This window comes from Cellulomonas composti, from assembly GCF_007990245.1.
Classification (GTDB): domain Bacteria; phylum Actinomycetota; class Actinomycetes; order Actinomycetales; family Cellulomonadaceae; genus Cellulomonas; species Cellulomonas composti.
In genome coordinates this window covers 216,885-232,159 of record NZ_BJWG01000004.1, presented here as the reverse complement: position 1 = coordinate 232,159, position 15,275 = coordinate 216,885, and the positions used below count along the sequence as shown (strand labels likewise).

Here is a 15,275-nt window from a genome sequence, read left to right as displayed (position 1 = left end):
GTTCAGGCTCCCTCGTGCTCGTCGGACACGTGCTGCTCGTCGGGCACGTGCTGCTCATCGTGCGCGGACGTCCCGTCGGAACGGTAGGCGGCCGGCGGGACCGGCCGCCACGGTGGCTGCGGGCGGCCGACCCCGCCCGGACGGCACGCGAGCAGCGCTCCGCCACGAGGGCTCGCGGGTACCCCGGGCACCGGTTTGGCGGCGGTGGTCACGACGAGCAGGCCGAGGTCGTCGCCGACGAACGCGCAGCTCGTCGTCAGCGGTGCGCCCGTGCGGAGCACGCCGACGAGCTCGCCGTCCGGGGAGTACCGGCGCACCTGTCCCGCGGACCAGAACGCGACCCACAGGTCCCCTGCCGCGTCGACGCACAGCCCGTCGGGGTACTCGCCCGGCGTCTCGACGAGCACGTGCCGCGGGCCGACCCGCCCGCTCGCGGCGTCGTAGGTCCGCGCGAAGACGACGTGGCGGTAGGTGTCCGCGACGTACAGCACGCCACCGTCGGGGCTCCAGCCGATCCCGTTGGACAGCGTCAGGTCGTCGTCGAGCACCGTGAGCGTGCCGTCGTCCTCGAGCCGCCACAGCCGTTCGTCGCCGGGGCCCCCGTGCAGCGCGAGGCTGCCGACGACGAACCGGCCGGCGGGGTCGCACGCGCCGTCGTTCAGACGGCTCGCGACCGACGCGGGGACCACCTCGACGGTGCCGACGACACGGCCCGCGCGGTCGCGGTGCTCGACGTACCGCGTGCGCGCTAGCAGCAGCCCGCCGTCCTGCGCGGGCACGGCGGCGCCGAGGGTCGGGCCGACGTCGAGCGACCGGCGCGGCGTGCTCCACCCGGCGTCCCGCTGCTCGAGCGACCACACGTGTCCGCGGTCGATGTCGACCCAGCGCAGGGTGCCGGTGCGCGGGTCCCACGTCGGCCCCTCCCCCAGCGCCGCGCCGACGTCGGCGAGCACGACGAGGTCGTCGGGCACCTCAGTGCGACTCACGGGTCACCCGGTGACCGCTCGCGCCGACGAGGAAGTCGAGGTCGGCACCCGTGTCCGCCTGCCGCACGTGGTCGACGTAGAGCCGCTCCCAGCCCCGCGTGGGTGCCGCGTACGCCGCGGCGGCCCGCGCGCTCGGCTCGCGTGCCGCCAGCTGCGCCTCCGGGACGTCGAGCGTGAGCCGACGGCCGGGCACGTCGAGCTCGATCCAGTCGCCGTCGCGCACCAGCGCGAGCGGTCCGCCGGCCGCCGCCTCAGGAGCCACGTGCAGCACCACGGTGCCGTACGCCGTGCCGCTCATCCGCCCGTCGCAGACCCGCACCACGTCCCGCACGCCCTGCTCGAGCAGCTTCGTCGGCAGCGGCATGTTGGCGACCTCCGGCATCCCCGGGTACCCCTTGGGGCCGCAGCCGCGCAGCACCATGACCGAGTCGGCGTCGACGTCGAGCTCCGGGTCGTCCACGCGCGCGTGGAAGTCCTCGATGCTGTCGAACACCACCGCACGGCCGCGGTGGTGCAGCAGGTGGGGCGACGCGGCGGCCGGCTTGATCACGCAGCCGTCGGGCGCGAGGTTGCCCCGCAGCACCGCGATGCCACCCTCGTCGAGCAGCGGTGCCTCGCGCGCACGAATCACCTCGCGGTCCCACACCTGCGCTCCGTCGAGGTGCTCGACGAGCGGGCGTCCGGTGACCGTGAGCGCGCTCGGGTCGAGCAGGTCCTGCACCTCGCGCAGCACCGCGAGCAGCCCGCCCGCACGGAACAGGTCGTCCATGAGGAACCGCCCGGCGGGCTGCAGGTCGACGAGCAGCGGCACGCGCGAGCCGATGGTGTCCACGTCGTCGAGCCGCAGGTCGACCCCGAGGCGGCCCGCGAGCGCGAGCAGGTGCACCACGGCGTTCGTGGACCCGCCGATCGCGGCGAGCGCGACGATCGCGTTGTGGAACGACGCCCGGGTCAGCACCTGGCTGGGCCGGCGCTCCTCGCGGACGAGCTCGACCGCGAGCCGCCCGGCACCGTGTGCGGCCTCGAGCAGGCGGCTGTCCGGCGCCGGCGTCCCGGCGGTCCCCGGGATCACCATGCCGAGCGCCTCGGCCAGCAGCCCCATCGTCGAGGCCGTGCCCATGGTGTTGCAGTGGCCCTTGCTGCGGACGGTCGCGGACTCGCTGCGCGAGAAGTCCTCGGCCGAGATCGTGCCGGCGCGCACCTCCTCGGACAGCCGCCACACGTCGGTGCCGCAGCCGAGCGGCTTGCCCCGGAACGTGCCCGTGAGCATCGGGCCGCCGGGCACGACGAGTGCCGGCAGGTCGACCGACGCGGCCGCCATCAGCAGCGACGGGATCGTCTTGTCGCACCCGCCGAGCAGCACCACGCCGTCGATCGGGTTGGCCCGCAGCATCTCCTCGGTGGCCATCGCCGCCATGTTGCGCCAGAGCATCGCGGTCGGACGGACCTGCGTCTCGCCGAGGGAGACGACCGGCAGCTCGAGCGGCACGCCGCCGGCCTCGTGCACGCCGTCCCGCACGGACCGAGCGACCTCGGTCAGGTGCACGTTGCAGGGCGTCAGGTCGGAGGCCGTGTTGGCGATCGCGATCTGCGGGCGGCCCTCGAACGCGCTGCTGGGGGCGCCGCGCCGCATCCAGGCACGGTGGATGTAGGCGTTGCGGCTCGAGCCGGCGTACCAGTCGTCACTGCGCAGAGGAGTCATGATGTATTCCGTTAGTTAGAACGTTGTGCTGCAGTATCGAATCCGTTCGCCAGCGTACTCCGCGGTCGCTCCACTTGGATCGGGCGATCGCCAGTCAGGCGCGACTACTCGTCGGCGACCCGGCCCGCCCACATACGCCTGAGCGGCGGATCGACGAGGCGTGCTCGCACACGCTCGTGGTAAAGAACGACACAGGACCGACGACCATCCCGACACCGTTCGGGGCGAGACACGCCACCGAGGGCGAGGGGCCCGTGAGGACACGCCTGTGACGAACCAGTTCCTGCCGACGCCGTGGGGCGGCTGGGAGATCACCGAGTACGCCTTCGATCAGTCGCGTGACCCGAACATTCGCTCGGACTTCGCCGAGTCGTACGACGCCAGCCATGGCCGCCTCCTGGTCGAGCTCGACGTGGTGCGGGAAGCCGATGGCTCGGTCGGCGGGCTGCTCCAGTTCGTCCACGCCGACTTCGCCCTCGCGGCCGACGACCCGAAGCTCGGGCAGCTGATCGTCGACGTGGTCGAGACGGTCCGCGAGCACGAGCACGAACGGGCGTACGTCGAGGTCGAGTACTACGAGGACGGGTCGTCCCTGTTCGGCAAGATCCTCGACGCCGAGGAGATGGCGGAGCTCGACCGCCTCGCGGCCGACGATCCGACAGGCGGAACGTCGACGTCGGCGGACGCGGACCTCGCCCGTGACAACGACGAGCGGGACGCGAAGTAGCGGTACTGGACGGCCGCGGCCGGGCTCGGGCCCGTTCGCTGCCTACCAGGCGGCGAGGAGTTCGTCGGCCGAGAAGGTGACGTCCGCTCCTACGGCCTCGCCGCTCGGACTGATGGCGGCGACCAGAGCCTCCTCCGCGTGCGGGACGTTGGTGCGCTGCTGACGCAGCTGGTTCACCTCCGCGGACGTCACCGGCCCGCCGGTGCGCCACTTGATCGTCCCGACCAACGGCGTGCCGGCGCGCGTGGCGGCGACGACGTCGATCTCGACGTTCGAGCGGTTCCACCAGGGCAGCACGGTCTCGACGCCGGCCAACCGGGGATCGTGCAGCGCCAGGCATTGCAGCGAGTGGCGCACGATCGGCTCGATCGACTGGCCGCGCCACGACGTCCAGTCCCGGTCGAACGCGTCGATCGCCAGGTCGGCGCGCCCACGCGAGATGGGGTCGATGTAGCGCTCGACGTACCGGAACCAGAAGCGCAGGTACGGGTCGGTGACGCGGTAGCGGCGCAGCTTGCTGCTCGGCGGGGCCCAGGCGGGCAGCTCCTTCTCGATCATCGCCTTCGTGCCGGTCAGCGTCGCGAGCGCACGGGTGATCGCGACCTGCGTGCTCTGCCGCTCCCCCGGGTCGGCGATCGCGCCGACGACGTCGGTGAACCCGGGGTTCGCGGTGTCGGACGATCCGATGGCCGACAGCACGCGGTACGCCGTCTGGGGTTCGGGGAACTCCGCGTCCAGCGTGAGCCGCCCCGTGGTCACCAGCGGGCTGTAGGCGTCCCGCAGCGCTCGTCGGACGTAGTCGTCGGCGCTGAGCCCGCTGGCGGCGAGATCCAGGACCAGCCGCGGGTACCCGCCGGTCACGAGCGATGCGTCGAACACCTCGACCGCGGAACGTCCCGGCAGGGCGTCGGCGACCTCGCCGGGGTCGAGCGCCGGGATCACCAGCGGGGAGACGCGGCCGAACAGAGGCCGCCCGTGGCTCGCGAGGCTGTCCATCATCGCGACGTCGGAGCCGACGAGGATCAGGAGCACCGGAAGACGTTCGAGGCTGCGATCCCACGCTGCCTGCAGCTCGCCCTCCAGCGTGCGGTCACCGCCGACGAGCCAGGGGAACTCGTCGAGCACCGCGATCACGGGCCCGCTCCGGGCGGCGAGCCCCAGACGGCTGAACCACTCCCGCCAGCTCGTCGCCGGCGTCTGCGTCAGGAGCTCGAGGTCGGGCACCGGGTGCCGCGACTCGCCCATGGCGCGTGTCGCGTCCTCGAGCTGCTTGACGGCGGGCGCCTGGTAGACCCCGGTGACGAACGCGTACGGCGTCTCCGCGGCGTCGACGAACCGCTCGACGACCGTCGACTTGCCGACCTGCCGGCGGCCGCGAACAGCGAGCATCCGGCCGCGATGGGAGCTCTGGACCGCCCGCAGGTGCCCGGACAGCACGTCGAGCATCGCTCGACGACCGAAGAACTGACCATTGGCATCATTCACACCACGAATGATACATGCGATGTATGTTATGACCAGTCCTCGAGGTCACCAGCGTCCGGCGAGCCCCGCTTCGAACGCGAGATGGCGTCGTGCGCCGCGATGCAGCGCAACGCGTTGCAGACATTGCTGCAAGAACGGTGTAGTTTGCACCACTACGGCCCACCCCGGCCGGGCAACGCCGCCCACCGGGGACCGCACGCGCGACAGCGCATCCGGACCAGGCCATGACACGAGCGCGACGAACGGCCCCGCCACCGCTTCTGGGCCCGCGACCTCCACCTCGCTCGCCGCACCGGGCAACGCCCGGCCGACCGACGAGGATCCGCCATGCCTTTCAGCTCCCCACCCGACCGCGCGCCCCGATCGAGGATGCGTCTGCTCGGCGCTCTCGTCGCGGCCGCCGTCGCCATTCCGCTCGGCGCGCTCACGGCCCTGTCGTCCGCCACGGCCGCTACGACGTCCACCGTCTACTACCCGCAGCGGTCCGACTGGACGACCACCAACATCCACTACGGCGTGGACGGCGCGGCGTGGACCACCGTGCCGGGGGTCCCGATGGAGGCCGCCTGCACCGGCTGGCTGCGCAAGGAGATCGACCTCGGTTCGGCGAGCGGCGTGCAGCTCACGTTCAACAACGGCAGCGGCACGTGGGACAACAACCGTGGCGCGAACTACCGGGTCGGGTCGGGCATCGTCGTCGTGAAGGACGGCGCGGTGACCACGGGGACCGCGCCGTGCGCCACCACACCGTCGCCGACTCCGTCGGCCACACCGAGCCCGACGACGAGCCCGACGACGAGCGCGACGCTGTACTACCGCACCGACTGGACCGCTCCACGCATCCACTACCAGGTGGGCAGCGGCGCGTGGACGACGGTGCCGGGCGTCGTCATGACGTCGGCGTGCACCGGGTGGTTCGCGTTCACGATCGACCTGGGCGCCGCGACCGGCGGGCAGGTCGTCTTCAACAACGGCAGCGGCACGTGGGACAACAACCGCGGCGCCAACTACCGCTACGCGACCGGGCTGCAGACGGTGAGCGGCGGCACGCTCGCCGCGGTCACCACGAGCCCGTGCGCCCCGACGCCCACGCCGACACCCACCCCCAGCGGCCCCGACACCGTGGCCCCGACCGTGCCGGCCGGGCTCGTCGCGACCGCGGACGGCGTGCGCGTCACGATCGGCTGGGCGGCCTCGTCGGACGCCGTGGGAGTGACGGGCTACACGCTGACCCGCACCGGGGGCGCCGGGATCGTCGCGCGCGACGTCGCCACGGCGACCGCGACGGACGTGAACCTGCTCCCCCGGACCTCCTACACCTACTCGGTCACCGCGTACGACGCGGCGGGGAACCGCTCCGCGGCGAGCGCGAGCGCCACCGTGACCACGGGTGACGCGCCCACCGCGACCACCGGCGAGCCGCTCGGCGGCGACCCGCGAGAGGACTCGATCTACTTCGTCATGACCGCGCGGTTCGACGACGGCGTGCCCTCGAACAACCGCGGCGGCTCGCAGAACACGCGCGCCGGCAACGGGACGGACACGATGTTCCGCGGCGACTTCCAGGGTCTGGTCGACAAGCTCGACTACGTGAAGGCGCTGGGCTTCTCGGCGATCTGGATCACCCCGGTGGTGCTCAACCGGTCCGACTACGACTTCCACGGGTACCACGGCTGGGACTTCTACCGGGTCGACACCCGCCTCGAGACACCTGGCGCCACGTACCAGGACCTCATCGACACCGCGCACGCCAAGGGCATGAAGATCTACCAGGACGTGGTCTACAACCACACGTCCCGGTGGGGTGCGAAGGGCCTGTTCGTCCCGACCGTGTGGGGTGCGCGCGACGGACAGTGGGACTGGATGTACTCCGCGAAGGAGGAGGGCCGCGAGTACGACCCGATGGACGAGGCGACCGGGAACGACCCGACCCTGACGGCGGCCCAGAACCTGCTGGCGAAGGGCCGGCCGTACAACGGCGACCTGTGGTCCTCGACCGCGACCGCCGGCAGCACGTGCGCCAACTTCGGCACCCTGACGGGGACGAAGAGCGCCGAGGGCTTCTCGCTGCACAACTGCCAGTGGCCGTCGCCCACGTCGGGCATGTTCCCGTCGACGTACTACCACCAGTGCTGGATCGGGAACTGGGAGGGCAAGGACGCGCAGGACTGCTGGCTGCACGAGGACCTGGCGGACCTCAACACCGAGTCCAAGCCCGTCCAGGACTACCTGATCGGCGCGTACAACCAGTTCATCGACATGGGCGTCGACGGGTTCCGCATCGACACCGCGGTGCACATCCCGCGCGTCACGTGGAACCGCGTGTTCCTGCCCGCGATCCAGCAGCACGCCACCGCCGTGCACGGCGAGAAGGGCAAGGACTTCTACGTGTTCGGCGAGGTCGCGGCCTTCGTCAACGACAAGTGGAACCGCGGCTCGGTCAACCACTCGGCGCAGTTCTACACGTGGAAGGAGCGCCGCGAGTACTCGGTCGACGACGTGGTCGCCGCGGCCGAGCAGTTCCAGTACGAGAACCTCATGGGCACCGGCAACCAGCCGACGTCGACGAACGCGTTCCTCACCGGCACCGACGGGAACACGTACCACGCGGCGGACCACTCGAAGTTCTCCGGCATGAACGTCATCGACATGCGCATGCACATGAACTTCGGCGACGCGAACAACGCGTACTGGAACGGCAAGGACTCCGACGACTCGTACAACGACGCCACGTACAACGTCGTCTACGTCGACTCGCACGACTACGGGCCGAACAAGTCGACGGTGCGCTACAACGGCGGCACCGACGCGTGGGCCGAGAACATGAGCCTGATGTGGACGTTCCGCGGCATCCCGACGCTGTACTACGGCTCGGAGATCGAGTTCCAGGCGGGCAAGCCCATCGACTGCGGGCCCACGTGCCCGCTGGCGACCACCGGGCGCGCCTACTACGGGGACAACCTCGCAGGCTCGGTCGTCGCGGCCGACTTCGGCGTCGTCGCCTCCGCGTCCGGCGCCGTCGCGACGACGTTGCAGAAGCCGCTCGTGAAGCACGTCCAGCGGCTCAACCTCATCCGCCGCGCGGTCCCGGCCCTGCAGAAGGGGCAGTACTCGACCGTCGGCGTCCAGGGGAACATGGCCTACAAGCGGCGGTTCACCGAGGGCACCGTCGACTCGTTCGTGCTGGTCACCGTCACGGACGGGGCGACCTTCGGGCAGATCCCGAACGGCACCTACGTCGACGTCGTCACCGGTGACCGGCGCGTCGTGACCACCGGGTCGCTGAGCATCGCGGCGCCCGGCAAGGGGAACCTGCGGGCCTACGTGCTCGAGCTCCCCGGCAACCCCGCACCCGGCAAGGTGGGCGTGGACGGCCCGTACCTGCGCTGAGGCGGGTGGCCGCGTCGGCCGGGCCGTGGGGCTGCGGCCCGGCCGACGCAGACCGGTCACGTACGGGCTAGCGTGACCGGCGTGACGCGACCGGTCATCGTCTTCCCCGGTGGCGAGCCGGAGCTCGCCGCCCTGTTCGGCTCGGCTCCCCTCGGCGAGCGTCTGCGCGCGCTGGGCGACCTCGTGGTGCACGACGACCTGCCCGACGGCGACGAGGCGGCGGCCCGGCTGACCGGCGCGGACGTCGGCCTGCTCAGCGTGCACCTGAGCGCCGCGAACCTCATGGCGATCGCCGGGCGCACCCGCCTGCTCGCGTTCACCGGCACCGGTGCGGCGAGCTACGTGGACCTCGACGAGACGCGCCGGCACGGGATCACGGTCACCAACGTCACCGGTTACGGCGACCGGGCCGTCGCGGAGCACGCGCTCGCGCTGCTCCTGGCGGCGCTGCGCGGCGTCGTCGCCGGCGACCGCGCGGTGCGCGCGGGCGACTGGTCCGGCTTCCCCGGTCCGGAGCTGGCGGGATCCACGGTCGCGGTGATCGGCGCCGGCGCGATCGGGCGCACCTTCGCGGGTATCGTCGCGGCGCTCGGGGCGCGCGTCCTCGTCGTCGACGCCCGGCCGGTCGCGGACCTGGCCGCGATCGGTCCCGATGTGCGCCAGGTCGACCTGCGCACCGCGTTCGAGGCCGCGGACGCGGTCAGCCTGCACCTTCCGCTCCTGCCCACGACGCGCGCCCTGATCACCGCGGAGCTGCTCGAGCTGCTGCGGCCCGGCGCGGTGCTGGTCAACACCGCCCGCGCCGAGGTCGTCGCTCCGGATGCGCTCGTGGCCCGCGCCGCACGGGGCGACCTGCGGATCGCGCTCGACGTGTTCGACCCCGAGCCCTTGCCTCCCGACGACCCGCTGCTCGCCGTCCCGGGCGCGGTCCTCACGCCTCACCTGGGCTTCCGCACCCCGCAGGCGCTGGCCCGGATGGCCGCGGGCGCCGTCGAGTGCGTCGAGGCGTTCCTCGCGGGCCGGCCGCTGCGCGTCGTGGCGTGACACGCCGACGCCGCAGCTCCTGGACGAGCTGTACGTGCTCGTCGGCGCGCCCAAGATCGCGGGGTTCGTGGCGACGTACGACGAGATGCGCACGCGCCTGGTCGCGGCGCGCGACCGCGGCGCGAGCCCGGCTGCGGTGCAGTAGCCGCGCGACGGGCCACACTGTGGGGATGCCGCCGCTGACGCCCGCGGACCTCGAGGTCCCGCGCACGCCACGCCAGGCGAACGCGCTGAAGGAGCGGCTCCTGGAGCTGCTCCCGGACCGGCTCGTCCTGGAGACCACACTCGGTTCCGTGACGTTCGTCGCGCACAAGACCGTCCCGTGCGGCTACGCCGCGGTCGACCCGCTCGGGTGCACCGGCGAGGTCTTCTTCCCGGACAACTACCGCTGGTACCCACGCAGGCTGACCCGACCGGACTCCTGGAGCAGCGAGGACGAGGACCGGGTGCTCGGAGCCGTCGTCGCCGCGTGGCAGGACGCGGAGCCCGCGCGGTCCATGCTCCAGGTCGTCGGGCGGCTCCGGGGCCTGCACAGCCGGGTGGTCAACGGCGGCTTCGACGAGGACACGTCGTTCGCCGAGATCCACGCGCCGGTCGAGCCGGCGGTCCGCCGACTGTTCCTCGCGGTGGCCGTGGAGCGGTTCGTCGTCGCCGAGCTCCGGCCGCAGGCCCGGATCGCGGCTCCCACCTGGGCGGGGACCGTCGAGGAGTTCGTCGCGGCGCACACGCCCGGGGCGCCGACGCGCTGACGCTCGGCCCCCTACACTCGCCGCCATGGGCATCGAGGACGAGATCAGGGCGGCCCGGCGGGAGCGAGAGGCACGCGAGGCGGAGGCGCAGGCGTGGCGGTCGTCGCCGTTCGACAGGCGCGACCCGATCGTCGTCGCGTGCCCTCAGGTCATCCGCGCGACCATCACCGAGTCGCTCCCCCACCTGAGGTTCACGAGGAAGGTCGTCATCGGTACGGCCCCCGACGGCACGACCCGTGTGCGGACGCCGGGGTACCAGCAGGTCAAGAAGCTCTTCGGGGGTTTCAGGGCGGTGCAGCAGAAGCCCAACGCGAACATCGCGGTCGTGCCCGTCGGGAGCCAGGGCAAGGACACGCCCAACCTCGCGCTCTGGGTCCTGCGCGACGGGCGTGTCGCGTTCGCCCGCGAGGAGTACGACGGGACGAGCGAGTGGGCAGGCTCGCTCAGCTCCACCGTCGTCCGTGCCGCGATCGTCGCCCTGCTTGCCTGACGCGCGCCCAGCGCTCCTCAGCGCGGCGCCGCGGCGACGGCCGCGACCAGCGACCGCTGGATCGTGTCGAGCGACGGCAACCCGTCGGTCGCGGCGACGGCGCCGTCGTCGCACACCGCCACCTGCCAGCCGTGACCCCGCGCGCGGACGTAGCGGGTGCGCGCCGGGCGGCGCAGCTCGGCGCGTCGTGCTCCACGGACGTGCGGCGCGAGCCGTCGCGCGCCGTCGGGGCCGACGTACCGGGTCCCGACGGTGCCGCGCTCGGCGCCACCGGCCGACGCGATCCGCTGCCCGAGTCCCCGCAGCTCGTCCGAGCACCGCCCGATCACGGGATGGCTCGGCGACCCCATGACCGCCTGCCAGCTGCGGACGACGGCGGGCGGCAGCCCGTACTCCTCGTCGAGCCGACGGTCCACGACGGCACGCGAACGGCAGGCGCTGCAGTCCGCGCACGGCCGCCCGCGCAGCGGCCGACGACAGGACCAGCTCACGTGCCACGGCGCCCCCAGCTCGAAGCCGAGCGCGGCGACCGCCGTCTTGTCCTCCAGCGCCAGCAGCGGCGCGACGACGCGCGTCGGCCCCTCGTCGTGCTCGTTCACCAGCCCGGCCGAGAGGGCATCCAGGTACTCGGCACCGCAGTCGGCGTACGGGTCCGTGGCCAGCATGCCGAGGACGACGTCGGCCCCGGCCGCGCCGACCCCGAGCGCACCGAGCCCGCCCATGAGGCTCGTGTGCCCCCGGATGAACATGCCGCTCGCGTCGCGGTAGCCGCGCGGGAGGTCGAGCCGGACCACGGCCCGCTCGACGCCCGCGACCGCGGCGAGCCGCGCGGCCGCCCGCAGCTCGGCACGGTGAGGCTGCCCGTAGTCGAGCGAGACCGCGCGCACCGACCCGTAGTGCTCGAGCGCCCACCAGAGCGCGACTGTCGAGTCCAGACCACCGGACAACATCACCACGGCGTTCTCCGACGAGATCCGCACGGCCGCCGGGTCGAACCGTGCCCGGCGGAACTCAGCCATCGCGCCGGTACACGCAGCCGGACGACCGGGTCTCCTCGATGCGCACCCACGCCAGCTCGGGCAGCGCCGGGACCACCGCCTCGAACACCCACTGCGCGAGGACCTCGCTGGTCGGGTTCGCCAGCCCGTCGACGTCGTTCAGCAGCCGGTGGTCGAGCCGGAGACGGACCGGCTCGAACGCCGCACCGATCTCGGCGAAGTCGCGGACCCAGCCGCTCTCGTCGAGCTCGCCCCGCAGCCCGAGCTCGATCACGTACGAGTGGCCGTGCAGGCGGCGACAGGGGTGGCCGTCGGGTACGCGCGGGAGGTGGTGGGCCGCCTCGACCGTGAAGCGCTTCGAGATCTCGTGCACGTTCGCCTTCTCCTCGTCGCGCCGGGCCGGGCTCACGGTACCGTCACGGTCCAGCTAGCCGATCGGACATCCGCGGGCCATGCGTCACAGCACTCGGCCGAGGGCCGCCAGTGAGCGCAGCGGGTCCGGGCCGGCCGGGATGAAGACGCTCGACGACACGCCCGCCCGGCCCAGCTCGGCGATCCGGCCGCGCACCTCGTCGGGCGTCCCGACGAGCGCCAGACGCCGGACCCACGCCTCCGGCAACCGCGCGACGAACTCGGCGCGGGTGGCACAGTCGGTGCGCAGCGCCGCGAACTCGTCGGCGAACGGCAACGGCGCGAGGTGCGGCGCCCAGTCCGGCTCCCCCACCCACTCGAGCGCGGGTCGCGCGGCCGCGACGGCCGCCGCGGGGTCGTCGTCGACCGCGCCCACGTTGTAGGCGACCACACGGTGCGGACCTGAGGCCGCGATCTTCTCCAGGGCGGCGCGGGCGTACTCCGGCGCGCACGGCTCGGCGAGCACGGTCCCGTCCGCGACCCGCCCGGACACCGCGAGCGACTTCGGCCCGCGCACGCCCAGCAGCAGCGGCGGCACGACGTCCGGCACCGACGACGGGTCCAGCCGCAGACCGTCGACCTCGCCTCCGCCGAGCAGGGTGCGCAGCGTCTCGACGTACGAGCTCAGGAACGCGAGCGGCCGCTGCGGCCACACGCCGAGCTGGCGCATCCACTCCGGCATCCCGTGCCCGATGCCCACGTGCACGCGCCCGGGGAAGAGCTGCGCGAGGGTCGCGACCTCCATCGCGGCGTACGCGACGTGGCGCACCGCGGCCGGCAGGATCCCGACGCCCACGACGATCCGATCGGTCGCCGCGAGCACCGCGGCGGCCTGCGCCACACCGCCCCGGAAGGCCAGGTCCTCGACCACCCACAGCTCGTCGAACCCCGCCCGGTCGGCGGCCCGTGCGAAGTCGAGCACCAGGCCGGCGGGCAGATCGCGGGGCAGCATCACACCGACGTCGGTCATGACCGCGATACTAGGTGTGAACGCACACACGGCCCCGAGGACGGTCCATGCCCACGCTCGCCGAACAGCTCGCGCACATGGCGACGGGCGCCGTCTACGACGACCTGACCCCCGAGCTGATCGACGCGCGCCGCAGGGCGGTCCTCGCGACGAACGCCTACAACGCCGCGTACGGCGGCTCGCAGGAGCAGCGCGAGGAGCTGCTGCGCGCCGTCGTCGGCGGCGCGGGCGAGGGCGCGAACCTCGAGCCGACGTTCCGCTGCGAGTTCGGCACCAACATCCGCCTCGGCGCCCGGTTCTTCGCCAACTTCGACTGCGTCCTGCTCGACGGCGCACCGATCACGATCGGTGACGACGTGCTCGTCGGCCCGAAGGTCGGCTTCTACACCTCCGACCACTCGCTCGACCGCGCCGAGCGCGTGGCCGGTGCGTGCGTCGCGCGGCCGATCACGGTCGGCGACGGCGTCTGGATCGCGGGCGGGGTCACGGTCCTGGGCGGTGTACGCATCGGCACGGGCTCCGTGATCGGTGCAGGGTCGGTCGTCATGAGAGACGTCCCGCCCGGCGTCGTCGCGGTCGGCAACCCCGCCCGCGTGCTACGCCCCATCACCCAGGCGGACCGGACGGGCTTCGCCTCGCAGCACTGAGGACCACCCTCCCGGTACCGCGCAGCCCAAGCGCCACCACCTGCCGACGACCCGCTCGAGCGGACCGCCGCCGATCAGTACCCTGAGCGCCGCGTCGTGCTCGGGGCGACGAAACGGGCGGCCAGCGCCTCCGAGCCGCGCGCGAGCAGGGCGACATCCGCACCGACGAGCACGAACGACGCGCCCGCCGCGAGGTAGGCGTCGGCCACCGCAGGGTCGAACGCGTTGACGCCGACCGGCTTGCCCGCGGCGCGCACGGCCTCGAAGGCGCGCAGCACCGCCGCGGTCACGTCGGGGTGGGTCTGCTGACCGATCAGTCCCATCGACGCGGCCAGGTCGGAGGGTCCGACGAACACACCGTCGACCCCGTCGACCGCCGCGATCTCGGCAGCGGCCGTGACACCCGCGGTGTTCTCGACCTGGACGAACAGCGACACGTACGCATCGGCGCCGACGAGGTAGTCGTCGACCCGGTTCCACCGCGCGGAGCGCGCGAGCGCCGATCCCACGCCACGGCGCCCGCGGGGCGGGTAGCGCACGGCCTCGACCAGCGCGCGCGCCTCGTCGGACGACGAGACCATCGGCACGAGCAGGTTCTGCGCGCCCAGGTCGAGCACCTGCTTGATCGTCACCGCGTCGCCCGACGGCACCCGCACCACGGGCGTGACCGGGTAGGCCGCGACCGCCTGGAGCTGCGCGAGCACGGACTCCAGGCCGCTCGGTCCGTGCTCCATGTCGACCAGCAGCCAGTCCAGGCCACCGCCGGCACAGATCTCCGCGACGAGCGGGCTGCCCGAGCAGACCCACATCCCCGCGAGCGGCCGGTCGGCGGCCGCGAGCGCGTCGCGGAAGGTGGGCCGCAGCGGACCGGTCACAGGAACCTGCAGGAGATCGTGCCCAGGGGCCCGTAGTCGCACAGCACGCTGTCACCGCGCGACACCCACACGGGCCGGGTGAACGAGCCCGCGAGGATCGTCTCGCCCGCCTCGAGCCGGGCCCCGTGCTGGTGGAGCTTGTTGGCGAGCCACGCGACGCCCGTGGCGGGGTGGTTGAGCACGCCGGCCGCCACGCCTGTCTCCTCGATCGTCTCGTTGCGGTACAGCAGCGCGGACACCCAGCGCAGGTCCACGTCGTCGGGTCGGGCGGGGCTGCCACCGAGCACCACGCCGCCGTAGGCCGCGTTGTCCGCGATCGTGTCGACGATCGTGCGGCCCTCGAGCTCGATGTGCGAGTTGAGGATCTCGAGCGCGGGCGTCACGTACTCGGTCGCGCGCAGCACGTCGAACAGCGTGCAATGCGGCCCCTCGAGCGGCGCCGACAGCACGAACGCGAGCTCCACCTCGATGCGCACGTTGGAGTACGCGTCGAACGGGATGACCGCTCCGTTGGCCCACACCGTGTCGTCGAACATCACGCCGTAGTCCGGTTCGGTGATGCCGGTGGCCTGCTGCATCGCACGCGAGGTCAGGCCGATCTTGCGTCCGACGAGCCGGCGGCCCGACGCGAGCGCCTTGTCCCGCCAGACGCTCTGGATGGCGTAGGAGTCCTCGACGGTCGCGTCCGGGTAGCGCGCCGTGATGCGCGGGATGGTGGCGCGCGCACGCTCGGCGCCGGCGAGCTCGTCGGCGAGCGCGCTGATCACCTCGGCGGACAGCATCTGGGCTCCTGGGGGTCGG

The 15,275-nt window shown here is 72.9% G+C and carries 14 protein-coding genes; 6 read left to right on the top strand and 8 right to left on the bottom strand.

The annotated features are described in order from the left end of the window. Window positions 1–2: 2 nt before the first annotated feature. On the bottom strand, window positions 3–986 hold the full coding sequence (locus tag CCO02nite_RS06560; protein ID WP_146842324.1) for an SMP-30/gluconolactonase/LRE family protein: 984 nt from the start codon (window positions 984–986) through the stop codon (window positions 3–5). Then, a complete protein-coding gene (locus tag CCO02nite_RS06555) occupies window positions 973–2,688 on the bottom strand; it encodes an IlvD/Edd family dehydratase (RefSeq protein WP_146842323.1) in 1,716 nt (571 codons plus the stop codon). Before CCO02nite_RS06555 ends, CCO02nite_RS06560 begins: the two co-directional genes overlap by 14 nt. Before the next feature lie 268 nt (window positions 2,689–2,956). Between CCO02nite_RS06555 and CCO02nite_RS06550 the strand changes: the two genes are divergently transcribed. Beyond that, on the top strand, window positions 2,957–3,415 hold the full coding sequence (locus CCO02nite_RS06550; protein WP_146842322.1) for a hypothetical protein: 459 nt from the start codon (window positions 2,957–2,959) through the stop codon (window positions 3,413–3,415). A 42-nt stretch (window positions 3,416–3,457) separates the two neighbouring features. On the opposite strand, the gene CCO02nite_RS06545 is transcribed toward CCO02nite_RS06550, so the two are convergent. Next, the gene (locus CCO02nite_RS06545; RefSeq protein WP_146842321.1) at window positions 3,458–4,900 is read right to left on the bottom strand and encodes an ATP-binding protein; all 1,443 of its coding nucleotides are present in this window, start codon (window positions 4,898–4,900) and stop codon (window positions 3,458–3,460) included. 327 nt (window positions 4,901–5,227) lie between these two features. Here CCO02nite_RS06545 and CCO02nite_RS06540 point away from each other — a divergent pair, with 327 nt between their 5' ends. From CCO02nite_RS06540 to CCO02nite_RS06525, 4 genes are all read left to right on the top strand, one after another. Further along, complete coding sequence (locus tag CCO02nite_RS06540) at window positions 5,228–8,290, top strand: carbohydrate binding domain-containing protein (RefSeq protein WP_222593156.1); 3,063 nt, start codon at window positions 5,228–5,230, stop codon at window positions 8,288–8,290. An 81-nt stretch (window positions 8,291–8,371) separates the two neighbouring features. Then, window positions 8,372–9,334, top strand: a complete 963-nt coding sequence (locus CCO02nite_RS06535) for a 2-hydroxyacid dehydrogenase (RefSeq protein WP_186812597.1) — start codon at window positions 8,372–8,374, stop codon at window positions 9,332–9,334. A gap of 170 nt (window positions 9,335–9,504) precedes the next feature. After that, window positions 9,505–10,083 carry a hypothetical protein gene (locus CCO02nite_RS06530; protein ID WP_146842319.1) on the top strand — a complete coding sequence of 193 codons (579 nt, stop codon included), beginning with the start codon at window positions 9,505–9,507 and terminating at the stop codon, window positions 10,081–10,083. 25 nt (window positions 10,084–10,108) lie between these two features. Further along, window positions 10,109–10,573: a hypothetical protein gene (locus tag CCO02nite_RS06525; RefSeq protein ID WP_146842318.1), complete on the top strand. Its 465-nt coding sequence runs from the start codon at window positions 10,109–10,111 to the stop codon at window positions 10,571–10,573. Window positions 10,574–10,590: 17 nt separating this feature from the next. Here CCO02nite_RS06525 and CCO02nite_RS06520 read toward each other — a convergent pair whose 3' ends face one another. Genes CCO02nite_RS06520 through CCO02nite_RS06510 form a run of 3 tightly spaced genes read right to left on the bottom strand, consistent with a single transcriptional unit; the run spans window position 10,591 to window position 12,952 of the window. After that, a complete protein-coding gene (locus CCO02nite_RS06520) occupies window positions 10,591–11,592 on the bottom strand; it encodes a 7-cyano-7-deazaguanine synthase (protein ID WP_146842317.1) in 1,002 nt (333 codons plus the stop codon). Beyond that, entirely contained in the window at window positions 11,585–11,980 is a 396-nt protein-coding gene (gene queD / locus CCO02nite_RS06515) for a 6-carboxytetrahydropterin synthase QueD (protein WP_246117392.1), read from the bottom strand. Before queD ends, CCO02nite_RS06520 begins: the two co-directional genes overlap by 8 nt. A gap of 48 nt (window positions 11,981–12,028) precedes the next feature. Next, a complete protein-coding gene (locus CCO02nite_RS06510) occupies window positions 12,029–12,952 on the bottom strand; it encodes an LLM class flavin-dependent oxidoreductase (RefSeq protein WP_146842316.1) in 924 nt (307 codons plus the stop codon). A 47-nt stretch (window positions 12,953–12,999) separates the two neighbouring features. On the opposite strand from CCO02nite_RS06510, the gene CCO02nite_RS16210 reads away from it, so the two are divergent. Beyond that, a complete protein-coding gene (locus tag CCO02nite_RS16210) occupies window positions 13,000–13,599 on the top strand; it encodes a sugar O-acetyltransferase (protein ID WP_146842315.1) in 600 nt (199 codons plus the stop codon). A 74-nt stretch (window positions 13,600–13,673) separates the two neighbouring features. Here CCO02nite_RS16210 and CCO02nite_RS06500 read toward each other — a convergent pair whose 3' ends face one another. Then, the gene (locus CCO02nite_RS06500; protein ID WP_186812601.1) at window positions 13,674–14,408 is read right to left on the bottom strand and encodes an HpcH/HpaI aldolase family protein; all 735 of its coding nucleotides are present in this window, start codon (window positions 14,406–14,408) and stop codon (window positions 13,674–13,676) included. Window positions 14,409–14,470: 62 nt separating this feature from the next. Then, complete coding sequence (gene hpaH, locus CCO02nite_RS06495) at window positions 14,471–15,256, bottom strand: 2-oxo-hept-4-ene-1,7-dioate hydratase (protein WP_146842313.1); 786 nt, start codon at window positions 15,254–15,256, stop codon at window positions 14,471–14,473. Window positions 15,257–15,275: the final 19 nt, after the last annotated feature.